At 65.5% G+C, this 23855-nt stretch carries 17 protein-coding genes and 2 pseudogenes; 12 read left to right on the top strand and 7 right to left on the bottom strand.

Annotation, left to right across the window (positions count from 1 at the left end; all coding sequences use genetic code 11):
* Positions 1–4 precede the first annotated feature (4 nt).
* Positions 5–854: pseudogene (locus tag OKW35_RS19055) on the top strand (ureidoglycolate lyase).
* Positions 855–941: 87 nt separating this feature from the next.
* Here OKW35_RS19055 and OKW35_RS19050 read toward each other — a convergent pair.
* On the bottom strand, positions 942–1376 hold the full coding sequence (locus OKW35_RS19050) for a PaaI family thioesterase (protein ID WP_184037950.1): 435 nt from the start codon (positions 1374–1376) through the stop codon (positions 942–944).
* A 283-nt stretch (positions 1377–1659) separates the two neighbouring features.
* On the opposite strand from OKW35_RS19050, the gene OKW35_RS19045 reads away from it, so the two are divergent.
* Positions 1660–3282, top strand: coding sequence for a methyl-accepting chemotaxis protein (locus OKW35_RS19045; RefSeq protein WP_184057594.1), 1623 nt, complete (start codon positions 1660–1662; stop codon positions 3280–3282).
* Positions 3283–3415: 133 nt separating this feature from the next.
* On the opposite strand, the gene OKW35_RS19040 is transcribed toward OKW35_RS19045, so the two are convergent.
* Both OKW35_RS19040 and OKW35_RS19035 read right to left on the bottom strand, forming a co-directional pair.
* Positions 3416–3619 carry a cold-shock protein gene (locus tag OKW35_RS19040; protein WP_018424088.1) on the bottom strand — a complete coding sequence of 68 codons (204 nt, stop codon included), beginning with the start codon at positions 3617–3619 and terminating at the stop codon, positions 3416–3418.
* Between the two features lie 302 nt (positions 3620–3921).
* Positions 3922–5055, bottom strand: coding sequence for an AGE family epimerase/isomerase (locus OKW35_RS19035; protein ID WP_429552863.1), 1134 nt, complete (start codon positions 5053–5055; stop codon positions 3922–3924).
* Between the two features lie 274 nt (positions 5056–5329).
* On the opposite strand from OKW35_RS19035, the pseudogene OKW35_RS19030 reads away from it, so the two are divergent.
* The 7 genes and pseudogenes from OKW35_RS19030 to OKW35_RS19000 all read left to right on the top strand — a co-directional run.
* Positions 5330–5485: pseudogene (locus OKW35_RS19030) on the top strand (MgtC/SapB family protein); the annotation flags it as partial.
* Between the two features lie 6 nt (positions 5486–5491).
* The gene (locus tag OKW35_RS19025; protein ID WP_429493230.1) at positions 5492–5641 is read left to right on the top strand and encodes a hypothetical protein; all 150 of its coding nucleotides are present in this window, start codon (positions 5492–5494) and stop codon (positions 5639–5641) included.
* Between the two features lie 151 nt (positions 5642–5792).
* A complete protein-coding gene (locus OKW35_RS19020; RefSeq protein ID WP_429552862.1) occupies positions 5793–7175 on the top strand; it encodes a hypothetical protein in 1383 nt (460 codons plus the stop codon).
* 163 nt (positions 7176–7338) lie between these two features.
* Positions 7339–7497: a hypothetical protein gene (locus tag OKW35_RS19015; RefSeq protein WP_018424094.1), complete on the top strand. Its 159-nt coding sequence runs from the start codon at positions 7339–7341 to the stop codon at positions 7495–7497.
* Between the two features lie 497 nt (positions 7498–7994).
* Complete coding sequence (locus tag OKW35_RS19010) at positions 7995–8300, top strand: hypothetical protein (RefSeq protein ID WP_090808246.1); 306 nt, start codon at positions 7995–7997, stop codon at positions 8298–8300.
* Between the two features lie 213 nt (positions 8301–8513).
* Entirely contained in the window at positions 8514–9389 is an 876-nt protein-coding gene (locus OKW35_RS19005) for a 3-hydroxyacyl-CoA dehydrogenase family protein (protein ID WP_429553807.1), read from the top strand.
* Between the two features lie 110 nt (positions 9390–9499).
* Positions 9500–10111, top strand: a complete 612-nt coding sequence (locus OKW35_RS19000) for a flavin reductase family protein (RefSeq protein WP_184037964.1) — start codon at positions 9500–9502, stop codon at positions 10109–10111.
* 37 nt (positions 10112–10148) lie between these two features.
* On the opposite strand, the gene OKW35_RS18995 is transcribed toward OKW35_RS19000, so the two are convergent.
* Positions 10149–11588 (bottom strand): polyhydroxyalkanoate depolymerase, encoded by a 1440-nt coding sequence (locus tag OKW35_RS18995; RefSeq protein WP_429552861.1) that lies wholly within the window; start codon positions 11586–11588, stop codon positions 10149–10151.
* Between the two features lie 228 nt (positions 11589–11816).
* On the opposite strand from OKW35_RS18995, the gene OKW35_RS18990 reads away from it, so the two are divergent.
* Positions 11817–12470: a glutathione S-transferase family protein gene (locus OKW35_RS18990; protein WP_429552860.1), complete on the top strand. Its 654-nt coding sequence runs from the start codon at positions 11817–11819 to the stop codon at positions 12468–12470.
* Positions 12471–12514: 44 nt separating this feature from the next.
* Here the strand turns inward: OKW35_RS18990 and OKW35_RS18985 are convergent, their stop codons facing one another.
* The 3 genes from OKW35_RS18985 to OKW35_RS18975 form a co-directional block, all read right to left on the bottom strand.
* Positions 12515–14488 carry a methyl-accepting chemotaxis protein gene (locus tag OKW35_RS18985; protein ID WP_429552859.1) on the bottom strand — a complete coding sequence of 658 codons (1974 nt, stop codon included), beginning with the start codon at positions 14486–14488 and terminating at the stop codon, positions 12515–12517.
* 189 nt (positions 14489–14677) lie between these two features.
* Positions 14678–17314, bottom strand: coding sequence for a heavy metal translocating P-type ATPase (locus OKW35_RS18980; protein ID WP_429552858.1), 2637 nt, complete (start codon positions 17312–17314; stop codon positions 14678–14680).
* 95 nt (positions 17315–17409) lie between these two features.
* Positions 17410–18057, bottom strand: a complete 648-nt coding sequence (locus OKW35_RS18975; protein ID WP_090808258.1) for an FMN-binding negative transcriptional regulator — start codon at positions 18055–18057, stop codon at positions 17410–17412.
* Between the two features lie 323 nt (positions 18058–18380).
* On the opposite strand from OKW35_RS18975, the gene OKW35_RS18970 reads away from it, so the two are divergent.
* Both OKW35_RS18970 and OKW35_RS18965 read left to right on the top strand, forming a co-directional pair.
* Positions 18381–19799, top strand: a complete 1419-nt coding sequence (locus tag OKW35_RS18970; protein ID WP_429552857.1) for a DUF1254 domain-containing protein — start codon at positions 18381–18383, stop codon at positions 19797–19799.
* 213 nt (positions 19800–20012) lie between these two features.
* Positions 20013–23783, top strand: coding sequence for a DUF748 domain-containing protein (locus tag OKW35_RS18965; RefSeq protein ID WP_429552856.1), 3771 nt, complete (start codon positions 20013–20015; stop codon positions 23781–23783).
* The last annotated feature ends 72 nt before the right edge of the window (positions 23784–23855 follow it).

The following is a 23855-nucleotide window of genomic DNA, read 5'->3' as shown; positions in this document are numbered from 1 at the left end:
AACGATGAAACTGCTTCGTTATGGGCCGAAAGGCCAGGAAAAGCCGGGCCTGCTCGACGCGCAAGGCAAGATTCGCGATTTGTCGAAGGTGGTGGGCGATATCGACGGCGCTGGGCTCGGCGATGAAAGTCTCGCGAAACTGCGCGCGCTCGATCCGGCAACGCTCCCGGTCGTCGAAGGTAATCCGCGCGTTGGACCGTGCGTCGGCAAGATCGGCAAGTTCATCTGCATCGGCCTGAACTATGCGGATCACGCGGCGGAATCGAATCTGCCGGTAACCGGCGGAACCGGTCATCTTCAACAAGTGGACGAGCGCGATCAGCGGCCCGAACGACGACATCGAAATCCCGCGCGGTTCGAAGAAGACCGACTGGGAAGTGGAACTCGGCGTCGTGATCGGCAAGGCGGCGAAGTATGTCGACGAAGCAAACGCGCTCGAGCATGTGGCCGGCTACTGCGTCGTCAACGACGTGTCGGAGCGCGAATGGCAAATCGAGCGCGGCGGCACGTGGGACAAGGGCAAGGGCTTCGACACGTTCGGCCCGATCGGCCCGTGGGTCGTCACGCGCGACGAAGTCGCCGATCCCCAGAACCTGAGCCTGTGGCTCGAAGTGGACGGCCATCGCTACCAGAACGGCAGCACGAAGACGATGATCTTCAGTGTCGCGAAGCTGGTGTCGTATGTGTCGCAGTGCATGAGCCTGCAGCCGGGCGACGTTATCTCGACCGGCACGCCGCCCGGCGTGGGCATGGGTGTGAAGCCGAACCCGGTGTTTCTGAAGGCGGGGCAGACGGTGCGTCTGGGTATCGAAGGGCTGGGCGAGCAGACGCAGAAGACTTACGCGGCGGAGTAACGCGCTTTCTCTTTCCGTCATATCGCTGTGAAATGAAAGGCCGTTCCTGTTTTGCGCAGGAGCGGCTTTTTTCATGGCGTCCCGGCTTTAAGCCCCCGCCTCTTGCTCCCCGTCCTCTCCAATCCGATTCACGGTCCCCTGCGCAACCGCCACTAGCTTCTCGCGATTCCCCTCCATCACGAACACGCTGCACTGGCAGGTCGCCTGATGCCTGCCCGCATAGACCACACTGGCGCGCGCGATCAGCGTGCCCTTCACTGCCGGGCGCAGATAATTGATCTTGTACTCACCGGTCACGACTCTCGGACCCAGCGACAGCGCGCCAGCGAACGTCAACGCATTGTCGGCGAGATAGCTGATGACGCCGCCATGTACGAAGCCATGCTGCTGCCGCAGTTCATCCCGAATCGGCAGACATAGGGTGAGCTCGTCGCTGCCGGCGTGCATCAGCTCCGCGCCTAGCAGCATGCTGAACGGCTGGGCGTGCAGTGCGCCGCGCGCCCGGTCGAGTAGGTCGGTCATCGTGGTTCCTTCGTGCAGGGGTCTGGGTAGTGCATCGGTGCAACAAAACATCCGCGCGGCGCGTGCCATGCGGTCCCTACCCACTCTAGGAAGTGCCGCTGCGCTGCGCAAGGTGATTCCTCGCGATGAGCGGCGCATTGTTGCGCAAAACAACCGCAATCGCGACGATCGACGATGAAACCTGCACGTAGAGCGCTTTTTGCCGGAATTGGCCTCAAGCCGCCAATCGGCCTGCCGTTAACCCTGGTGTACCTCCGTTATCCTTTGTTCCCAGGTGTCCACGATGTTCAGCAAGATCAAGGTCGCATCCGGCCTGCTATGTGTTCTGGCCGCGTTCTGCGTCTTCCAGCTCGTCACGGTAGGGTTGGGCTTCTGGTCGCTGACACGCACGCACGACGACGTCGGCGATCTGTCGAACATCGCGCTGAAGCAGGTCGACGCGGTCAATCAGACGACGCAGCGCCTGATGGACGCGCGCATCAACCTGTCGCGTGCCGGCACGCGCATGGTGCGCGGGGGCACCGAGCCCACGGACATCGTGCAGCACGCTCGCGAACAGCTCGCCGCCGCCGATCAGTCTTTCGCGGCCTTCATGAGCGCGCAGAAGACCAGCGACGAAAACAGCGCGCGCGCCGCCGCGCTCGCCGAACGCTACAAGACGCTGCATGGCGCGCTCGCGGAGCTCGCGCAGTATCTCGACTCGAACAACATCCAGGCCTTCCTCGATCAGCCGACGCAGTCGTTTCAGGACGCCTATCTGGCGGAAGTGCACAACTTTGGGCAATTCGGCGACGCCGCGAGCCGCGCGTCGCTCGATTCGATCGATGCGCGCGTGGCGGCGTTTCGCATCGTCAGCGTGGCGATTTTGCTCGTGCTCGTCGCCGGCACGCTCGCCGTCTATACGGCGCTGCGCCGCGGCGTCGTGGCACCGCTCGAGGAAGCGGGCCGCCACTTCGAGCGCATCGCCCAAGGCCGTCTCGATCAACCGATCGCCGCACGCGGCAGCAACGAAATCGGCCGTCTGTTCTCGGGCCTCGCGACGATGCAGGCAAGCGTCGCACGCACCGTCAAGAGCGTGCGCGAGTCGGCCGACTCGATCCATCTTGGCGCCAACGAAATCGCGACCGGCAACGCCGATCTGTCGGCGCGCACCGAAAACCAGGCGGCATCGCTCGAGGAAACGGCATCGAGCATGGAGGAACTCACAGCGACCGTGCGCCAGAACGCCGATCATGCGCGCGAAGCCAATGCGCTCGCCGAGACCGCGCTTGACGCGACGTCGCGCGGCAGTGAAGTCGTCAATCAGGTGGTCGACAAGATGCGCGGCATCGCGCAGAGCTCGGACAAGATCGCCGAGATCATCTCGGTGATCGACGGCATCGCATTCCAAACCAACATCCTCGCGCTGAATGCCGCTGTCGAGGCGGCGCGCGCGGGCGAGCAGGGCCGCGGCTTCGCGGTCGTAGCCGGCGAAGTGCGCGGCCTCGCGCAACGCAGCGCGCAGTCGGCGAAGGAAATCAAGACGCTGATCAGCGAATCGGTCGCGGAGATTCAGGGCGGCTCGACGCTCGTCGAGCGCGCCGGCGAAGCGATGAGTCATGTGTCGGCGTCGATCTCGCGCGTCACGCAGATGATGGCCGAAATCAGCGCGTCGTCGCTCGAGCAGAGCACCGGCATCGAGCAGGTGAATCAGGCGGTCGTGCAGATGGACGAGATGACGCAGCAGAACGCGGCGCTCGTCGAGCAGGCCGCGGCGGCGGCGGCTTCGCTACATCAGCAAACCGAGCAATTGAAACAGGCGGTTTCCGTGTTCGAAATTTCTGAAAGTGTGTTGCGTACGCAACAGCGCGGAGCAATGTCCGTCGCAAACGCAGAATTCGCATTAACCGGAATGCATGCGCTTTAAAGCGGCGACGCTTGAAAACGGACGCAGAAATAGAAAATGGCCCGCGTAAAGCGAGCCATTTTGCATTAGACGCAAGCGCCTGTAGAGGCGCCTATCGTGACGTCCAAGTCTGTCTCAAAGTACCGGAAGGAACTTAGACCGGCTGGATGTTTGCAGCCTGCTTGCCCTTCGGGCCTTGCTTGACTTCGAACGACACTTTCTGGTTTTCCTGCAAGGACTTGAAGCCCGAAGACTGGATTTCCGAGAAGTGTGCAAACAGGTCTTCGCCGCCGTCGTCCGGGGTGATGAAGCCAAAGCCCTTTGCATCGTTAAACCACTTAACAGTACCTGTTGCCATTTTTGATCCAAATAAATGTTGTGTATTGCATCGCGACCGCAATCGCTCCAATGCGAGAGCGAGCGCGAGGGGAGAGTTGTATCACGTCTTTATGACAGACGCCAATCAACCTGCGTCCGGGTATTCCCCGGTTTTGATGTTTTTTCGCACTTTGAGAACGTCTGACGAGAACTTTTTTGCGCCAGGGTTTACCAGCAACATCAAATTTCTCTCGCGACCCGGCGGCGGACATTCGTCCGTGCGTGCCGCACTTTATTGAGGCGATCAAGCGTGGAACTTCATCTATCACTGGCCAAATTCGGCTAAGTTCCCGCTCGAAATTCGGCGTCCACAGGCAGCGCCGCGTAGGCGGTGGCCAGATGATAAGGCGTCGTTGACGGCATGTCCGTACGTGCAATTTCGCCGCTCGATGTCTTGCATTCGAACCAGCCGTGTTCATGCAAAAAGCATCGCTGAAAACGTGCGATCTGTTGCGGCAGCGCCGCGCGCACGGCCGGATCGTCGTGACTGGCGAGCGCGCGCAGATATTCCGTCTGCGCCCAGATCCGCTGGGTCGCGTCGCTGACCTTGCCAGCCTCGTCGAGCGATGCGCACACGCCGCCGTTGTCCGGGTTCACGCCATGCTGCTGCGCGAAGGTGAAGGCGCGCGCCAGCGCGTCGGTTAGCCCCGTGCCGTCGAACAGCGCGCCCGCCTGCCTGACCAGCCAGTACCACTCGAACTGATGTCCCGGCTCCAGACGGTTGCCGCTCGCGCCGATCGGCAATTCGGCGATACAGCCGCTCGGCGCATGCACGAAGTGTCGCGCGACCGCGCCAGCGAGGCGGCGCAACGCGGCGCCGAAGACGTTGTCGCGCGTCGCCTCGCAGGCGGCGAGCCACGCTTCGGTCAGGTGCATCAGCGGATTCTGCAACGGCGTGGCGGTGACCTTCGAAAAGTCGACGTTGAGCGCGGCGTTGAACAGATCGCCGTCGGCCGCGAAGTTCGACTGGATCAGCGCGGTCGTGTTGTGCACGAGCTTGAGCGCATCGAGGTTGTCGGAGCGCCGCGCGTATTCCGCGCACGCGAACACGACGAACGCGTGCGTGTAGAGGTCCTTGGTGGTGTCGAGCGGCAGGCCGAGCGCGTCGACGCTGTAGAACCATCCGCCGTGATCGGCGTCCCGAAAGGTGCGGGTCAGCGAATCGAACAGCACGCGCGCGTGTTCCATGTCGCCCGCTTGTGCAAACGTGAACAGCTGCCGCGCGCACGCCATCGCCCGATAGCGTTGCGCGGGTAGCGGCTCGCCTCCGGTGGCGTCGAGCGCTTCGTAGGGCAGCTGCAACGCGTGATTGAAGCCGGGCCCGCGCCACATCGGCAGCACCACGTTCGCGAAGTGCTCGCGCAGCGCGGTCACGGCGGTGGTCGTCGAAGCAGGGGGAGGGGGCATGCTTGGCATCGTCGGTTGGTTCGGGCGCGCAACGTGCGCAGTGTGTCGAGGCAGCGTTCAGGGCGGCGGTTCAGGATTCGGCTCGCCGAGACTGCTGCGGTGTGCGGCCTAGCATAAAGCAAACGCCTCGCGCTGACAGCTTGGGTCAAGCATCCGAAATGCTCGACGCCGACGCGGCGCGACAGACGCATCAGGCGCGACAGATGCACGAGCCGCATGGGATGGGCAACGCGAGGCGCACTGAGCTGCCGCCGCCGCTCATTTCGGATAAGGAGGAACAACGATGCCCGGTAATCTCGAACTCATCTCCCGTCTCGTGCTGGCCGCGATGCTCGGCAGCGTGATCGGCTACGAGCGGGAGCGGTTGTCGTGGGCGGCGGGCTTGCGCACGCACATGTTGGTCTGCGTGGGCTCGGCGCTCATGATGATCGTGTCCGCGTAATTCGTGATGCAGCAAAGCGACGATGTGAACGAGTGCGACGAAGTGATCATCACGCTGCATCGCGTGTCGAATGCGGAATGCGAGTCGACCTGCGCTCGGCTTCGGCAATGGCAGGGCGTGCGGGAATTCCAGGGCGACGACGCGAGGTCGTGAAAGGCGCGAGGCGCGCGAAAGGGCGCAAATCGACGGGGAATGGCTTCGGCACGGGCGGAGCGCCATGCGACAATGCTGGCTCTAAATATTCCAATGGCAATGACAAGCGGCATCCGGCGCCCCGTTCCTGGCGACGACCGCTTTTTCCTCTATGGCAGATTCCGCAGCATCCCCGCAGTCCATGCCTCCGCGCGTCGCTTCGAAGAAGCAGCGCCAGGGCGCCGTCTCCACCGAAACCGAAAACAAGCTGGCGCGCGCGGCGCGCTCGGCGCAACGCCTCGCGCAACTGAGCGGCGTCGCGCGCGACGACAGCACGCTCGACCTGTTCCCCGACGATCCGACCCGCGCGACGCTCGAGGCGATGAACATCGACGTCCGCCAAGGCACGCTGCACGGCTTCGAACTGCCGGACGTGGTGCTGCAGGCGGTCGGCGTATTCGATGAACCCGGGTCGCTCGACAAAACTGCGCGCCGCGCACCGCGTGCGGCGAAGCTGGATGCGCCGATGCCGGTGAACGGGCAGTTGAGCGGGTTTGACGTCGAGCCGGTGATGGCGGTTGCGGATGCGTCTGCAAACAAGCCCGCAAACGAGCCCGCAAACGAGCCCGCGAACGAGCCCGCGAACGGCGCCCCCGACGGCTCAGCGCCGAACGCCGCAGCAAACACCGACGACAAGCCCGCGGCAACGTCGCGTGAGCCATCCGCGCCGCTCAGCTCGGCGATGGCCGCCGCGACCGTCGCGCGCAGCGTGACCGCGTTGCGCCAGGCGGCCGAAGCGGAGTCGGCTGCGACGGCGGGCGCGGGCAAGCCACAGCAGCGTTTCGCCGCGACGTTCGCGAAAGCCGCGACGGCATCGCGCGATGCCGCAGTTGCTACCGCCCCGGCTTCGCTTGCAACGTCCGCTGCGACCGACGGCAGTAGCATGAGCCAGTCCGCCGACGAGCCCGCGACGCGTACGCAATCCGCCTCGCCAGAGGCCGTGACCACGAAACAGGACGACACGCTCTCCGCCACCGCGCAGTTGACGACACCCCGGTCCTCGTCCGCAGACAACCACGCCGGATTCGCCACTTCCTCGCGTGACGCGCGCCGCACCGACGCGGCCGCCGCCGCGCTACGCTCGGAGCCGGAACTCGACCGCGCGCGCGCCACCGCGTTCGCCGATACGGTCGATGCGCTCTATGGCGTGATCGCCGATCAACGCCGCGCCGCGACCGATCATTCGCGGCGCGTGAAATGGATGCTGTCGATCGTGGTCGGTGCGCTGCTGGTGACGGTGGCGATCGGCATCGCGCAGACGCTGCTGCTAATGCGCCTCACGCGCGAGACGACGGCGCAGCAACACCGCATCGAACAGATGATGCAGAACCAGCAAGCGGCGATGGTGAGCCTGCTCGACGCGCATGCGGCGACAGCGAACGCCGCATCGGCGCCCGCCGCCACGACCCCCACCGCAGCGCCCCTACAGCCCAGCGCGACGCCGACGCGCGCGAGGCACGCTCGCGCTTCGCACCGGCGGCCGCCGAGTCACTAAATCGGGGACGTTGTCGCGATGCAACGCTTCCCGGCCCAATGACATCGCGGCAACCCGCCGCAGCGAAAATTTGCTGCAGTGCACTAGCTTTTCTCTAGGGAAAACCCCTATAATCACAACTAAGGGAAAACCCTAGCAACGCAGTCACTAACCGGGAGTCGCCATGAGCTACATCTTTGCACTGTTCCAAAAGGTCAGCGACCTCTTTGCGTCGCCCCATCTGCCGCTGGATTCGGACTACTCGTACGCAGCGCGTGCCCGTGAAGCAGAGCGTCTGCGCCGCGCGCAGGCCACGCTGTTCGGCATCAAGCTGACGGACTAAAAACCAGCCGCACCTCCCGAGCGCGCGACAACGCGCCGGGGCGCGCACCTCGAGTGCGCTTCTCATTGAGCCACTATTCGCGAAATGCGGATCGTGGCTTTTTGTTTTTCGGGGCTCTCTTGTCGCGATGCACCATTGCGCGACGAGACAGACGTATCAGCGCCAGGCCTCCAGTGTCTGTCCGACTCCTTGCAAATTATTTCGGGGCCGAAATGAATGTAACCAGCTTTCACGCTGATTCAGCGAGTCGAATGAAAGCATTGCCCGTAAACCCTCGTTGAATGAAGCGCGAAAGCGACACCGCGCTTCCATCAACAGGCCACATCTATGAAATGCTCGCTTACAAGTGCTAACGTCTTCACGCGATTCGGGCCGCTAAAGTGAGTCTCAAGCGTACGGCGTCTGGTTCGGCTCACAAGCGAAGCGAACGAAGCGAATCGCACGATCCGAGCAAACACGGACGCTGGCCTGGAATAAAACTTTGACGGGAGGTCATTATGAAAAACTTTGGCAAGGCATCGCGCTCGCTGATCGCAACGCTGCTCGCGGGCGGCGCACTCGTCGCGGCTGGTAGCGCATTCGCGCAAGACCGCGTGATCGTCGAACACGGTCCGGCACCAGTCGTGTACGGCCAACCGCATATGATGCCGGTGGGCGTGTCGATCAACATCGGCTGGCACGGCGATCGTTACTGGGACGGCCACCGCTACTGGGAGCACGACGAGTGGATGCGCCATCATCCGCACGACTACGATCCGCACCACCGCGGCGACGATCACCGCACCCCGCCCCCGCGCTACTAAAGCGCGCCTGATCGCGTCGCAACAGGCGGCGTGAGTCCACGAAGCCGGTCTTCCCTCGAGGGGAAGGCCGGCTTCGTCGCATTTGGGCGTGCGAGTCCGACCGTGGTATTGCGCGTGCTGCGCTATGCTTCGGGGCTTTCATCGACGGCAGCGGGAGCGCGTGTGGACAAGACGACACAGGATGTAGCGATAGGGGTGGTGGGCACGGGACTGATGGGCGTCGGCATTGCGACGCAGGCCGCGTTGCATGGATACCGGACGATCGTTCACGACGTTGATCCGGCGCGACTCGCGAGCGTCGCGCCGAAAGCGCAAGCCGTGCTCGACGAACTGATCGACGCGGGCCGTATCGACGATGCTGCCAAACAGGCGGCGCTCGCGCGCATCGAAACCAATGCGCAACTCGATGCGATCGGGCAAGCGCGCTTCGTGATCGAGGCGATTCCCGAAGTGCTCGAACTCAAACACCGCCTCTACGCGACGCTGACCAGCCTGCTCGCCGATGATGCGATCCTCGCGAGCAACACCAGCGGCTTCCCGCCCGACCAGCTTGCCACCCCGCTGCGCGCGAAAGAACGCTTCGTGATCGCGCATTTCTGGAACCCGCCGCACATGATTCCGCTCGTCGAGGTCGTGCCGGGCACCGAGACCGCGCCCAAAGTCGTGCGGCAAACCGCCGGACTGATGAGCGCGATCGGCATGGAGCCGGTCGTTCTCGCGAAGGCGATTCCGGGCTTCGTCGGTAATCGGCTGCAGTTCGCGGTACTGCGCGAGGCGTTGCATATCGTGCGTTCGGGGGCAGCGACGCCCGAGGTCGTCGATCGCGTGATGAAAGCTTCGCTGGGACGTCGCTGGGGCATCGTCGGACCATTCGAGGGCGCGGACATGGGCGGACTCGACACGTTCGTCGACATCGCGTCGCATCTGATGCCGCAACTCGCGAAAGACGAGGACGTGATCGATCTGCTGCGCGCGCAGGTCGACGCGGGGCGTGTCGGCGTGCGCAGCGGCGCGGGGTTTCATGACTGGGATGAAGCGCGCATCGCGCGGGTAAAGGAAGGGCGCAAGCGCGTGATCGGGCGCGGCTAGTGCGGTATAAATAGCCGTTCCGTGCCTGGTACTCCGCCGCTTTTCGCGCTAACTGCCACACGCGTCGCAAGCGAACCTAAATCAACTCCAAGCCAACCCCAAGCCACTTCATGTCTCACTACTTCTACGACCCCGCCGCCGGTCACGGCCTCCCGCACGATCCTTTCAAGGCGATCGTCGCGCCGCGGCTGATCGGCTGGATTTCGTCGCGCGATGCCGAAGGCACGCTCAATCTCGCGCCATACAGCTTTTTCGGCGCGTTCGCGACCTTTCCGCCGATCATCGGTTTTAGCAGCGAGGGCCGCAAGGACAGCCTCGCCAACATCGAGGCGACCGGCGAATTCGTTTGGAATCTCGCCACCCGGCCGCTCGCGGAGCAGATGAACCGCTCGTCGGCGCCGGTCGCGCCGCACGTCGACGAGTTCGCATTGGCCGGGCTCACGCCGGCGCCGGGCCGCAACGTGGCGGTGCCACACGTAGCCGAATCGCCGGCGGCGCTCGAATGCAAGCTGCTGCAGATCGTGCGTCTGCATGATGTCGACGGCAAGCCGATGGACAACTATCTGTCGCTCGGCCAGGTGGTCGGCGTGCATATCGACGACGCGTATCTGAAGGACGGCTTGTTCGACACGCACGCCGCGCAGCCGATCATGCGCGCGGGTTATCGCGCCGACTATGCGCAGATCGGCGAGATGTTCCAGATGATCCGGCCAACGGCCTGAACTCGCCCTCAGCAGCTTCCACTGATTAGCGGATCGCTCAGGGTGTCACCGGCGGCGGCTTGCGTGGGGACTGCGCGGACGTTTTTGCCGCGGAGTCACTGTTGCCGCTCCCGCTCCCGCCCACGGGCGCATCCACTTCAACCTCGACGACCGCAGCCGCGACCGGCGCGGCCGCCGTGACTTCCGCCGCAATCGCCGCGGGCACCGGCTGGATCGGGCGCGCACGCGAGCTGACGAGCACCGCGCGCGGTTCATTGTCGTAAATCACGGCCCGCACGCGCGGATAAATCTCCCGCTCCCAGCGACGTCCGCTGAACACGCCGTAGTGGCCGACGCCCGTTTGCACGTGATGCGTCTTCAGATACGGCCGCAGACGATCGCACATGTCCTGCGCGGCGAGCGTCTGACCGACTGCGCAGATATCGTCCTTTTCACCTTCCACGGTCAGCAATGCGGTGCGGCGAATCTTCGACGGCTCCACCAGCCGCCCCTCGACTTCGAGCGCGCGTAACGGCAGCGCATGCTGCTGGAACACGGTGTCGACGGTCTCCAGATAGAAGTCGGCGGTCAGATCCATCGTCGCGAAGTACTCTTCGTAGAACGTGCGAATCGTGTCGGCTTTCTGCGGATCGCCCTTGCCGCGCTCGTAGTACATCGTTTCGAACGAGTCGGCGTGGCGGCTCGGATTCATCGCCATGAACGCGGCCAGCTGCACGAAACCCGGATACACGCGACGCTGCGCGCCGGCAAACCCGAACGGCACCGCGCTGATCAGATTACGCTCGAACCACTCGATCGGCCGGCTCCTGGCCAGTTCGTTGACGCGCGTCGGATTGATGCGCGTGTCGATTGGGCCGGCCATCAGCGTCATGCTGGCCGGCTGCGCGGGATGGTCCTCGGCGGCCATCAGCGCGACGGCGGCGAGCGCCGCGACGGTCGGTTGACAGACCGCGAGCAGATGCGTGCCGGACCCGATCGTCGCGGTGAAGTCGATCACGTGGCGCACGAATTCGTCGAAGCCGAAGCGGCCTTCGCCGAGCGGCACGTCGCGCGGGTTGTGCCAGTCGGTGATATAGACGTCGTGCTCGGTCAGCATCGTGCGCACGGTTGCGCGCAGCAGCGTCGCGAAGTGGCCCGACATTGGCGCGATCATCAGCACGCGCGGCTGCGGCGTTGAAAGCACGGCGTCCTTGCGAAAATGCAGCAGCGAGCAGAACGGCGTGCGCGCGACGACTTCCTCGACCACCGCGACCGGCTCGCCTTCGGTGACGACGCTATCGATGCCGAACGGCGGCCGTTTCGGCGTGAGTCCGCCGAGCATCAGAAGTTCGCACGTCGCGCGCAGCGAGCGTCCGTGCGGCGTAGCGGCGAATGCGGACCATGCATCGAGCGAACGGTTCGCCAGCGCCGCGCCGTGCCGCAGCGGTAGCAGCAGGTCGGCGCAGGCCTGATAGGCAGGATAGGCGAACAGATTCATACTTTCACTCGAATGCGCCAGAAAGACAGGAACTCGAATAAAAGCAAGTGGTGCGCCAGGCGCTGGCGCGCGTTGCCCCTGTGTCGCGTCATATCTGCGTGGGTCGGCATATCACTTGCGTGCATAGGCGAAATGGGCCGGCCTTGCCGCGCTTTGGTGCGCGCGCGCACCGCGGCGTGCATGGGTGCAGGCACGCGCGGCGCGATGCCCGATCTGGAGGACACACGTATGGGAAATACTACGCTCACGATAAGCAGCAGGAATTATTCGTCGTGGTCGCTGCGCGGCTGGCTGCTGACAAAGTTCAGCGGCTTGCCGTTCGAAGAAATCGTGGTGCCGATCGACGACCCCGCGACGCGCGCCGAACTACTGCTGCTGTCGCCGTCGATTCTGGTGCCATGCCTCGTGCACGACGGCGTCAAGGTCTGGGACACGCTGGCGATCGCCGAATATCTGCACGAGCTGAAGCCGCAAGCCGCGCTGTTGCCGCACGAGATCCGCGCCCGCGCGCATTGCCGCGCTATCTGCGGCGAGATGCATTCGGGGTTTGCGTCGTTGCGCTCGGCGCTGCCGATGAACCTGAAGGCGCATTTCCCGGGCTTCAAGGTATGGGCGCGCGCGCAATCGGATATCGAGCGGATCGTGACGATCTGGCGTGAATGTCTGAAGGAGTACGGCGGCCCGTTCCTGTTCGGCGAGCGGAGCGCCGCGGACGCGATGTACGCACCGGTGGTTACGCGTTTCGTGACCTATGACGTGCAACTCGATCCGGATATGGTCGAATACGGGCAGCGCATCATGGCGCTGCCCGAAATGCGCGAGTGGATCGCGCTCGCGCGTCAGGAGGTCGAGGAGATCGATGAACTGGACGTCGAGTTCTGAGCGCGGCGGCCGCCGTCCGCCGCCGTCCACATTAAGCAGATCCGTCAGCCGCGCTCGCCTTCGAGCTTGAACACGCTGACCAGCTGCGCGAGCCGCGCAGCCTGCTCGCGCAACTCGGCCGCCGCGGCTTCCGCATCGACGACGATCGTCGCATTCTGCTGCGTCGCCTCGCCGATCTGCGTGACCGCCAGGTTGACCTGCTCGATGCCGCCCGACTGCTCGCGCGACGCGACATTGATCTCGCTCATGATCGCGCGGACCTGACCGACCTGAGTGACGATTCCCTGCATCGTCGCGCTCGCTTCTTCGGCGATGCGAAAACCGCTGTCGACGTTCGCGCTCGACGCCGCGATCACCCCCTCGATCTCCTTCACCGCCGCCGCGCTGCGCTGCGCGAGCGCGCGCACTTCCGACGCGACGACCGCGAAGCCCTTGCCGTGCTCGCCCGCGCGCGCCGCCTCGACGGCCGCGTTCAACGCGAGGATGTTGGTCTGGAAGGCGATGCCCTCGATCACCGTCGTGATCTCGGCGATCTTCTGCGACGAGCGGCCGATCGCGTCCATCGTCGACACCACGCGCTCGACCGCGCGGCCGCCTTCGAGCGCGGCGTCGGCGGCGTGGGTGACGAGGGTGTTCGCTTCGGTCGCGTGATCGGCATTCTGCTGCACGGTCGACGTGATCTGCTCCATGCTCGCCGCGGTCTCTTCGAGGCTGCTCGCCTGGGTCGCGATGCGCATCGCGATGTTGCCGCTGCCGGTGGCGATCTTCTCGGTGCCCGCCGACATGTCGGCCGACGCGTTGCGCACCTGCGCGACGATGCGCGCGAGGCCTTCGCCGATGCCGTCGATCGCCAGCATCAGGCGGCCGATCTCGTCGGCGCGCGCGCGGCCGTGCTGCGCGACGCGCACGCTCAGATCGCCCGCGGCGAGACGCTCCGACGCACGCGCGGCTTCGTCGAGCGGACGGCTGACGAGCCGCCGCACCGCGACGAGGAACACGATCGCGAACAGGCCGACCAGCGCGAGGCCGAGCAGCAGGAAGGCGTTGCGGGTGCGCACGACCTCGGCCATCACTTCGTCGCGCGGCGCGACGCCGCCGACGAGCCACTGCCACTCCGGCACCGTGACGAACGACACGAACTTGTCGCCCGCGTCGCTCTCGCCGAGCGTCGCGTCGGCCGAGCGGTAGTCGAGCTCGCCCTGCTTCATGTCGAGCATGCGCTGATACGGCGCGTTGGCGTCGTCGGCTTTCTGGCCCGCGGCAGCCGGATGCACGAGCAGCTTGCCGCGCTCCGCGCCGCTCGACGCGTCGAGCACGAAGTAATAGCCGCTCGCGCCGATCTTCAGCGCGTGGATGCCGTCCTGGACCGACTGGATCTCCTTGTCCACGTCGACGCCGACGAACAGCGCGCCGATCGCGCGGCCGCTCGCGTCGGCGATCGGCCGGTACTGCGTGATCATGCGCTTGCCGAACAGCATGGCGAGGCCGGTGTACGAGCGGTTCGCGAGCAGCGGCGCATACGCTGGCCCGTTGCGGTCGAGCAGCGTGCCGACCGCTCGGGTGCCGTCCTGCTTCTTCAGCGAGGTGGTCACGCGCACGAAGTCGTCGCCGCTGCGCGCAAACACGGTCGCGACCGCGCCGCTGCGTTCGAGGAACTGGTCGGGAATCGTGAAGTCGAGATTCAGCACCTTGCCGCCGGCCTTGAAAGTCGGCGTCGCGGTGCTCCCGATATCGACTTTTTGCGTGTCGTCGAGCGAGAAGTCGGTGGGCAGGAAGCTCGCGAACAGCGCCATCGACCGATCGACTTCGGCCGACAGCGCCTTGTCGAACAGCTCGATCATCGCGGCGATCGAGCGGTCTTTTTCGGCGATGCGGGCGAGCACCTGGTCGCGTACCTGGTCGCCGACGGCGCGTGCGAGCGCCCACGCGAACGTGCTGAAAATCAACGCGACCAGCACGCACGAGAGCACGGCAAGCCGCGCGCCGACGCTGGCGCGGCGCAAGAAGAGAGAGTTCATGGGCAGGCGCGAAAAGGGGACAGGCGACGCGCGCGTCGGGCATGGCCGCGAACGGCATCGATTTACTGGTTTACGGCTCGGGAGACGGCGGCTTTAGGGCGACTGAAAGCCGCCCGTATGGGATGAAAGGGGCCACGACGGGCCCCGAAAGAAGGACGAGGCGGAATGCGGAAGGTGTTGCTGCGTTGCTCAGCGCACCCGATCGACGGTTCGGCCGGGCGCGCTTCGCCACGTCCGCAACAACAACGCATTGGTGACGACGCTGACGCTCGAAAACGCCATCGCCGCGCCCGCGAGCATCGGATTCAGCAAGCCGAACGCGGCCAGCGGAATGCCGATCAGGTTGTAGACGAATGCCCAGAACAGGTTCTGCTGGATCTTGCGCCAGGTTCTGCGGGAGATGTCGATCGCGTCGGCGACGAGCGCCGGGTCGCCGCGCATCAGCGTGATGCCGGCGGCGTGCATGGCGACGTCGGTGCCGCTCGCCATCGCGATGCCGATGTCGGCGGCGGCGAGCGCGGGCGCGTCGTTGATGCCGTCGCCCGCCATCGCGACGATGCCGGCGTGGCGCATCTTCAGGTCGCGGATCACGCGGGCCTTGTCGTCGGGCAGCACCTCGGCGTGGAATTCGTCGATGCCGAGCGCCCGCGCGACGCTCGCCGCACTGCCGCGGTTGTCGCCAGTCACGAGCACGCTGCGGATGCCCATCTGTGCGAGCCGCGCGACGGCCGCGCGCGCGGTCGGCTTCACCGTGTCGCCGAACGCGATCAGCGCGAGCGCTTCGGGGGCGTGAGGCGCGCGCGTCATCAGCCACGACACCGTGTTGCCGGCCGCTTCGAGTTCCCGCGCGCGCGCGGCAAGCGCGCTCGGCAGCGCGATGTCGAGCTCGCGCAGCCAGCGCGTGCTGCCGAGGGCGAGCGTGCGGCCGTCGACGTCGGCTTCGACGCCCCGGCCGGCGACGGCGCGAGCGGCGGTGGCGCTTGGCCCGCCCTCGTGTTCGCCGGCCATTTGCCCGAGTTGAGCCTCGTGCGCGCGCATCACCGCCCGCGCGAGCGGATGATCGCTATGCCGCTGCACCGCCGCCGCGAGCGCGAGCGCTTGGTCGCGGCTCAAGCCGCCGATCGGCTCGAACGCCGTTACCGATGGTTGGCCGAGCGTCAGCGTGCCGGTTTTGTCGAACGCGACAATCGACACGCGATGCGCGATTTCCAGCGCTTCCGCGTCCTTGATCAGCACGCCGTGGCGCGCGGCGATGCCGGTGCCGGCCATGATCGCGGCGGGCGTCGCGAGGCCGAGCGCGCACGGGCAGGCGATCACCAACACCGCGACCGCGTTCAGGATCGCGGTTTCCGCGCCCGCGGCGGCGAGCAGCCAGCCGATCAGCGTCAGCGCCGCGAGCGCGAGAATCGTCGGCACGAAGACTTCGCTGACGCGGTCGACGAGCCGCTGGATCGGCGCCTTCTCGGCCTGCGCGCTTTCGACGAGCCGGATGATGCGCGCCAGTGTCGTCTCCGCGCCGATCGCGGTGGTCGTCACCACGAGCGCGCCTTCGCCGTTGATCGAGCCGGCCGTGACGGCGTCGCCGGTCTGTTTCGGCACCGGCAGGCTTTCGCCGGTGATCAGCGCTTCGTCGATATGCGTGCGGCCTTCGAGCACCGCGCCGTCGACCGGTACGCGCTCGCCCGGCCGCACGATCACGACGGTGCCGACCCGCACCTGCGCGAGCGGCACCTCGCGTTCGCCGGCGCCGTCGCGGAGGCGCGCGCGCTCGGGGCGCAGCGCGTTGAGCGCGCGGATCGCGTCGGTGGTCTGGCGCTTGGCGCGCGCCTCGAGCCACTTGCCGAAGCGCACCAGCGTGATCACGACTGCCGATGCCTCGAAGTACAGATGCATCGTGTCGGCCGGATGCATCGCGAGTTCGTAGACGCTGATGCCGTACGCCGCCGATGTGCCGAGCGCGACCAGCAGGTCCATGTTGCCCGCGCCGGCGCGCACCGCGCGCCAGGCTGCGCGATAGAAGCGCGCGCCGAATACGACCTGCACGATCGACGCGAGCACGAATTGCAGCCAGGCTGGCAGCATCGCGTGGAGGCCGAACCATTCGCCGAACATCGGTGCGACGAGCGGCAGCGTCAGCAGCGCGGACGCAACGACGCTCGCGAGGTCGCGGCGGGTTTGAATCCGCTTGCGGTCGACGCCGGGGGCGTGGGTCGTGTCGAGGATGTCGCTTTCGTCGCCGGACGCGGCGATAGTGGCCGTTGTCTCGGCTGGAGCGGCAGCAGCGGGCGGCGCGCTCAGCGTCGCTTCGTAGCCAGCTTTCCTCACAGCGGCGATCAGCGCGCCGGTATCGGCGGATGCGGTGCCTTGCGGATGAGCGGTGGCGGTTTCGGTCGCCAGATTGACCGACGCGCGCGCAACCCCAGGCACCTTCGCGAGCGCTTTTTCGACGCGCAACGCGCAGGCTGCGCAGGTCATGCCGCCAATCTCCAGTTCAATGGTTCCCGGCGTCGCGGCGGCTGTCGCGGTTTGCGTCGCGCTTGGCGCGGCAAGCTCGGCGTTCGCGACCGGCGTCGCTTCGTATCCGGCCTTGCGCACGGCATCGGCCAGTTGCTGAGGCCCGAGCGTCGCGTCGCTTTCCACGCGGGCGCGCTCGGTCGCGAGATTCACCGACGCGCGCGCCACTCCCGGCAGCCTGGTCAGTGCTTTCTCGACGCGGCTCGCGCACGACGCGCAAGTCATCCCGCCGATATCGAGTTCGACGACGCGCGTGGGCGAAGAAGAAGCGGCAGCGTCGGCGGGGCGCTGCGGGTTGGCAAGTGCGGTCATGGCAGGCGAGGCTCGTGGCGGCATTGGGCCGCATCGTGAATCCAGTATCGACCTTCCCATGACGGGAAGGTCAAGGCCGGATTATGCGGCCGCCGTCAGAACGCCGGCGGCGCATCGAGCATCGCCTGTCCCACCGCCTTCTGTTGATCGCCGTCGCGCGCGAGCAGCGTTTGCGCGGCGCCGCGCCGGTCTTCGGCCGCCTTGTTCTGCCCGAGCTTCCATTTGCCGACGAGCCGCGTTACCTCGATCTCCATACCGACGATCGCGCCGAGCATCTGCGCGATGTAGTCGGCGGGCGCGTCGCCCATCTTCCATGGCACCGGCTCGCCGGCTTCCATCTCGCGCGTGAGTCGCGCGACGAGACCGCGCACGAACGATTCATCGTCATGCACCACGATCCTGCCATGTGCATGCACGACCATATAGTTGTAGGTCGGCACCTGCTTGTGCGTTTCGTGTTTGCTCGGATACCAACTCGGGGAAATATAGGCGGTCGGCCCCTGGAAGATCACGAGCGCTTCGGGATGGGTCGCGGCTTCCTGCCAGACGGGGTTCGCCCGCGCGACGTGCGCGCGCAGCACCAGACGTGACGAATCCGCCGCATCCGCCTGCGCCTCGAACGGCAGATGATTCGCATCGAGCCCGTTGGGGCCGTGCGTAATCAGCGCGCCGAACGGGTGCTCGGCGATCAGGCGATGAAGAACCCCTGGACGGTTCTCTTCGAAATGGGCGGGCATGTACATTGAAGTATTCCGAATGCAGGACGACGAACGAGTGGAGGCGAACGGCCAAGCTGGCGGATCGACGAATGCGCGAATCCAAAAAGCATGGCGCGGGAACATAATGTGACAGCGACGCCGATTGTCACATCGGTGACGCGCCTGCGCGCTGTCAGCCAAAATTCCCTGCTTTGTGCTTGCCTGGCTAGCAAGGATACGATACAACGCGATGTTGTCGGAATCGCAATCCGCGGACTCGCTGCGCAGTGTTTCGGGAGAACCGCGCATGCACCAGGCGCTGCACACCGGCATCCCCCATAGGACTGCACGTTCCGCACTCTGAACGAATGATAAAAAATCTCCGAGAACTGTTTTTGCTTCAACGAACCTGCGCGTCGCTCGCGGGTCTGGCACTGCTGGCCAGCTGTGCGTCGACCCCCACCGCGACACAACAACCCACCGGCTGGATCAAGGACGAAGTCGCCGACTCCTACGTATTCGGCTATCCGCTCGTGCTGATGAGCGCCGCGCGCGATGCGGCGGTCGGCACCGAGCCGGGTCAGGCGCCTTTCAACACGCTGCGTCACGCGCAGGCGCTGCCGCCGATCGGCGCGACCAATCCGCCGCAGCCGAGCCTCGACACGCTCGACTCGACCGGCTGGCTCGACCTTGCCGCCGAGCCGGTGATCCTGGCGCTACCTGATTCGCATGGCCGTTACGTCGATGCGCGCGTGCTCGACATGTGGACCAACGTCGCGTGGTCGACCGGGCCGCAGTTCGCCGCGGGCACGGGCACCGCGAAGGGCTTGCGCGCGCAGACGATCGCGTTCGTCGCACCGGGCTGGAAGGGCGAGCTGCCGAAGGGCGCAAAGCGCGTCGAAGTGCCGACGCGCAACGCATGGATCAGCGTGCGCATCCAGTCGAACGGCGCGCGCGATCTGAACGCGGTGCGCAAGCTGCAGCACGCGATCCGTCTGGAGCCGCTGAGCGTGTTCGTCGGCGACGCGGAGCCGGCGGTGCCGCCGCGCGGTTACGCAAGCGGCGTCGCGGGCCCGAGCGGCACGCCGGCGCAGCAGGTCGCCGCGCTCGACGCGAGCGGCTTCTTCGGCCGTCTCGCCGACGCGTTGCCTGACAATCCGCCGACACCGGCCGATCCGCACGCGCTCAAATTTCTCGCCGACCTCGGCGTGACGCCGGGCGATCCTGTGAAGCTGCCGAAGTCATCCGATGCGCTCGCGGCCGGTCTCGCCGACGGTCGCGATCGCCTCGCGACGCCGCCGTCGAATCTGCTGAGCGCGAACGGCTGGAGCTGGTTCGGCGATGCCGTCGGCAACTACGGTCCCGACTATGGGTTGCGCGCGTATGCGGCAAGCACACAGTTGGGCCTCGGTACGAAGGACGACGAAGTACGCGCGTTCGTCACGCAGGACAGCGACGGCAACACGCTGAACGGCGCGAATCGCTATGTGATCCACTTCACGGCGAACCAGCTGCCGCCGGTGCGCGGTTTCTGGACGATCACCGCGTATACGAAGGATGGCGCGCTGAGCGAGAACGCGCCGGCGCGGCTCGCGGTTGGCGATCGCAATGGCGCGCGCCGCAATCGCGATGGTTCGCTCGACGTGGTCGTGTCGTCGACGCGCAGCCGGACCGGTAACTGGCTGCCCGCACCGCGCGCGGACATGCAACTGGTGCTACGCCTGTATGCGCCGAAGCCGCAAGCCACCGACGGCAGCTGGCAGCCGCCGCCGGTCGTGCGGCAATGACGTGAACGGCGCGCGGGCAAACCGCGCGCCGTCCGGTTTCGTTATCGAACGCTCGCGAAAATCTCGTTCGCGGGAAAGCCAGTCAGTCAGCAGCACGAATCGTCAAGGCGGGCCTGACATTCCTGTCTAACCATTGATTCACGCCTTATACTGCCGCTTGCGGGATCTCTGTTTTTCGCGGCGGGCTTGCCGCCGCATTCCTCCACATCGAGCATGGCAAGCCTCAATAAAGCATCGTTAGCCTCGTCCATACAGACCGTGCGCGCAGTCGCGCAGTCGCGCCGCACGCGACGGATTCTCGTCGGTCTGCTGATCTTCGTCGTCGTGTTCGGCCTGCTCGGCTTTTTCGCGGCGCCGCCGCTGATTCGCCACATCGCCAGCCAGCAACTGAGCAAGCAGCTCGACCGGCCGGCGTCGATCGGCCGCATCGCGCTCAATCCGTACACACTGCGTTTCGAGGCCGACAACGTGCATATCGGCGAGCGCGGCGGCGCGGGCGACTTCGTCGATATTTCGCGGCTCATCGTGAAGCCGTCGTGGAGTTCGCTGTTTCGCGGCGCGCCCATCGTCGATGAAGTGCAGGTCGATTCGCCGCGCTTTCATATCGTTCGCCTCGATGCGCAGCACTTCAATTTCAGCGACCTGATCGAGAAATTCGCGAATCAGCCGGCAAAACCGAACAGCAAGCCGACGCAGTTCTCCGTTTCCAACATTCGTGTCGAAAACGGCCAGATCAGGTTCGACGACCGGCTGCTCGGCACGAGCCACGTGATCGATCAATGGAAGCTCGGCATTCCGTTCATCGCGACGCTGCCGTCGAAGACCGATATCTTCGTCGAGCCGCTGCTGCGCGCGCGCATCGACGGCGACAGTCAGCTCGCGATCGACGGCAGGACCAAGCCGTTCGCGGCGTCGCGCGAGTCGGAAGTGTCGCTGCGCTTCGACGAGCTCGACGTGCCGAAGCTGGTGTCTTACGCGCCGTCGAAGCTGCCGGTGATCGTGCAGTCGGGCAAGCTGTCCACCGACCTGAAGCTGAACTTCGAGATGTCGAACGACACGCCGTCGCTGCGCGTCGCCGGCACCGTCGATCTGAACGACGTCAACGTGCAGGATCAGGGCAAGGCGCCGTTTTTCGCGGCGCGCGCCGTGCATGTGGCGGCGGCATCGCTCGAACCGTTGAAGAACATCTATCACTTCGACGATATCCGCATCGACGCGCCGAGCGCGAGCCTCGCGCGCGACAAGGACGGCGTATTGAGCGTCGAGCATATGTTCGCGCCCGCGCCGGAAAAAACCACGGCAAAGGAAACCGCGGACGCGAATGCCAACGCCAAAACCGCCGCCGCCGAAAAGGCGGCCCCGCCGTTCGACGTCGCGATCAAACGTTTCACCCTCAACGACGGCACCGTGAACGTACACGACGAAGCCGTGTCGCATCCGGTAGAAGCCGGGCTGCAAAACCTCGCGGTTACGCTGACCGATTTCTCGACGCTCGCGTCGGCGCCAGCGCACTACACGCTGAACACGAACCTGAAGAACATTGGCGGTTCGCTCGCCGCCGATGGCACGGTCGGCCTCGCGGCGAAGACGGCGAGCGCGAAGCTCGTTCTGAAGTCGCTGAAGCTGCCGCCGTTGCAGCCGTATCTGGATACCGCGACGTCCGCGCAGGTGCTCGACGGCGCGTTGTCCGCGACGACGAATATCGACGCGAACTGGTCGAAGTCGCCGATGGCGCTGACGGTCGCGGACACGCAGCTGGACATGCAGGCGGTGAAGCTCGCGGCGCGCGGCGGCAAGACGCCGGTGATCTCGCTCGGGCAGGGCAACGTGGTAGTCAAACAGGTCGACGTCGCGGCGCGCACGGCCGACGTGACGAGCGTAGACGTAACCGGTCTCGCGGTCGACGCGCAGCGCCTGAAGGACGGCACCATCAATCTGGATGCGCTCGCGAGGGCGCATCAACAGGCGACGGAGCGCACGGCGATCCACGCGGCGAAACAAGCGCAGGCCGAAGGCCCCGCATGGCGCTACAAGATCGCCGAATTGACGCTCAAAGACGCGACCGCCGATTTCACCGACAACACGACGCCGCAGCCGGTCAAGCTGAGCTTTACGCCAGTGCAGCTGAAGGTGCGGCAGATCAGCGACGACTTGGGCCGTCCGCTGCCGGTCGACCTGCAAGCGACGTTGAACAAGAAGGGCACGCTCGCGGTGAAGGGCGACGTGACCGCGACGCCGCTAAAGCTGGCCGTCAAGATCAACGCGAACCAGCTCGACGCGGCCGCGTTCGAGCCGTACTTCGGCAGCAGCCTGAACGCGACGCTCGCAAGCGCGCTGCTGAACGCGAACGGCGATCTCGCGGTCACCCAGGCTAAGTCGCTGAAAGCGAACTTTCGCGGCGACATGGCGCTCGTCGCCGTGCGCATGCTCGACAAGGTGACGTCGGACCCGTTCGCGGGCTGGGGCTCGCTCGCGCTGTCGAACCTGAAGGCCGATTACGACGAGCACGGCACCGTCGTCGACGCGGGCCGCGTGACGTTCTCGAAGTTCTATGGGCGTGTGCTGCTCGACGCGCAAGGCAAGCTGAATCTGAAGGATGTGGTCGCGCACGAGGGCGGTACGACGCAGTCGCTGACGCGCGACAAGAGCGGCTCGCACCCGATTCCGCTGACACCCGAGGCGGTGTCTGAGGCAGTCGCGGCGTCGGCGCCGGTCGCGGCATCTGCTGCAACGCCCGGCAAGCCTGCCGCCACGGCCGTCGCCAGCGCCATGGCCGCGAGGCCGCCAGCAAACCCGGTCAAGATGCACGTCGGGCAACTGGTGTTGCAGCAGGGCCGCGTGACCTATACCGACAACTTCGTCAAGCCGAACTACACGGCGAACCTTGTCGCCATTCAGGGCACGATCGGCGCGTTCGGTACGGAATCGACGACGCCCGCGCCGGTCGACGTGGCCGCGAAGCTCGCGGCCAACGGTCCGCTGACGATCCGCGGCACCATCAATCCGCTGATCGCGAAACCGGCGCTCGATCTGACCGCGAGCGCGCACGACATCGAGCTGACCAACCTGACGCCGTATTCGGCGAAATACGCGGGCTATCCGATCACGAAGGGCAAGCTCAACGTCGATCTGCATTACAAGCTCGAGAACGACCAACTGAACGCGAACAACCACCTGTTCATCGATCAACTGACGTTCGGCGATCACATCGACAACGACACCGCGACCAAACTGCCGGTGCGTTTCGCGATCTCGCTGCTGAAGAACTCGCGCGGCGAGATCGACGTGAACCTGCCAGTGTCGGGCTCGTTGTCGAACCCCGAGTTCAGCATCGGCGGGCTGATCTGGCATGCGGTGCTCAATCTGCTCGAAAAGGCGGTGACCGCGCCGTTCACGCTGATCGCGCACGCGTTCGGCGGCAATGGTGAGGACCTCGGTTACGTCGAATTCGAGGCCGGCTCGGCGACGCTCACCGATGCCGACAAGCAGAAACTCGACACGATCGTGAAGGCACTCACCGACAAGCCGTCGATCCGCATGGACCTGATCGGACGCGTCGATCCGAAGGTCGACGAGCCGGCGCTGCGCACGCAGTACGTCGATCAGATGGTCAAGCGGCAGAAGATCAAGGACACGGTGGGTAATGGTGAGAGCGTCGATCCGTCGACGGTCACGGTCGATCAGAAAGAGTACGACAAATATCTGACCAAGGCCTACAAGTCCTCCGACTTCAAGAAGCCGCACAACTTCATCGGCATGACGAAGACGCTGCCCGACGACGACATGAAGAGCGCGCTCGCGGCCAACGCGCCGATCGACGACGCGAGCTTGCGGCAACTCGCGCAGCGGCGCGCGCAGAGTGTGCAGCAGTACCTGCAAGGCAAGATCGACAGCAGCCGCGTGTTTATCGTCGCGCCGAAGATGAATGCCGACGACATCAAGGACAAGGGTGCGACGACGCGGGTCGATTTCGGCTTGAAGTGATGGAGGAGTCGCGGCGCGGCGCGCGAGCCGTGGCGTTCGGCGAGCCGATAAAAAAAAGCCCGACCTGAGGTC

Origin of the sequence: Paraburkholderia sp. MM5477-R1, from assembly GCF_050436385.1 — a bacterium.
In the GTDB taxonomy this organism is placed as follows: domain Bacteria; phylum Pseudomonadota; class Gammaproteobacteria; order Burkholderiales; family Burkholderiaceae; genus Paraburkholderia; species Paraburkholderia tuberum.
The sequence above is the reverse complement of the archived record's forward strand: the minus strand, read 5'-3'. Positions and strand labels throughout refer to the sequence as shown.

What these genes read in the sequence shown, in the direction of transcription:
- OKW35_RS19050 (WP_184037950.1), bottom strand. Translation starts at nt 1,376, where the DNA reads ATGACCGACCTACTCGACCGGGCGCGCGGCGCACTGCACGCCCAGCCG.
- OKW35_RS19045 (WP_184057594.1), top strand. Translation starts at nt 1,660, where the DNA reads ATGTTCAGCAAGATCAAGGTCGCATCCGGCCTGCTATGTGTTCTGGCC.
- OKW35_RS19040 (WP_018424088.1), bottom strand. Translation starts at nt 3,619, where the DNA reads ATGGCAACAGGTACTGTTAAGTGGTTTAACGATGCAAAGGGCTTTGGC.
- OKW35_RS19035 (WP_429552863.1), bottom strand. Translation starts at nt 5,055, where the DNA reads ATGCCAAGCATGCCCCCTCCCCCTGCTTCGACGACCACCGCCGTGACC.
- OKW35_RS19020 (WP_429552862.1), top strand. Translation starts at nt 5,793, where the DNA reads ATGGCAGATTCCGCAGCATCCCCGCAGTCCATGCCTCCGCGCGTCGCT.
- OKW35_RS19015 (WP_018424094.1), top strand. Translation starts at nt 7,339, where the DNA reads ATGAGCTACATCTTTGCACTGTTCCAAAAGGTCAGCGACCTCTTTGCG.
- OKW35_RS19010 (WP_090808246.1), top strand. Translation starts at nt 7,995, where the DNA reads ATGAAAAACTTTGGCAAGGCATCGCGCTCGCTGATCGCAACGCTGCTC.
- OKW35_RS19005 (WP_429553807.1), top strand. Translation starts at nt 8,514, where the DNA reads ATGGGCGTCGGCATTGCGACGCAGGCCGCGTTGCATGGATACCGGACG.
- OKW35_RS19000 (WP_184037964.1), top strand. Translation starts at nt 9,500, where the DNA reads ATGTCTCACTACTTCTACGACCCCGCCGCCGGTCACGGCCTCCCGCAC.
- OKW35_RS18995 (WP_429552861.1), bottom strand. Translation starts at nt 11,588, where the DNA reads ATGAATCTGTTCGCCTATCCTGCCTATCAGGCCTGCGCCGACCTGCTG.
- OKW35_RS18990 (WP_429552860.1), top strand. Translation starts at nt 11,817, where the DNA reads ATGGGAAATACTACGCTCACGATAAGCAGCAGGAATTATTCGTCGTGG.
- OKW35_RS18985 (WP_429552859.1), bottom strand. Translation starts at nt 14,488, where the DNA reads ATGAACTCTCTCTTCTTGCGCCGCGCCAGCGTCGGCGCGCGGCTTGCC.
- OKW35_RS18980 (WP_429552858.1), bottom strand. Translation starts at nt 17,314, where the DNA reads ATGACCGCACTTGCCAACCCGCAGCGCCCCGCCGACGCTGCCGCTTCT.
- OKW35_RS18975 (WP_090808258.1), bottom strand. Translation starts at nt 18,057, where the DNA reads ATGTACATGCCCGCCCATTTCGAAGAGAACCGTCCAGGGGTTCTTCAT.
- OKW35_RS18970 (WP_429552857.1), top strand. Translation starts at nt 18,381, where the DNA reads ATGATAAAAAATCTCCGAGAACTGTTTTTGCTTCAACGAACCTGCGCG.
- OKW35_RS18965 (WP_429552856.1), top strand. Translation starts at nt 20,013, where the DNA reads ATGGCAAGCCTCAATAAAGCATCGTTAGCCTCGTCCATACAGACCGTG.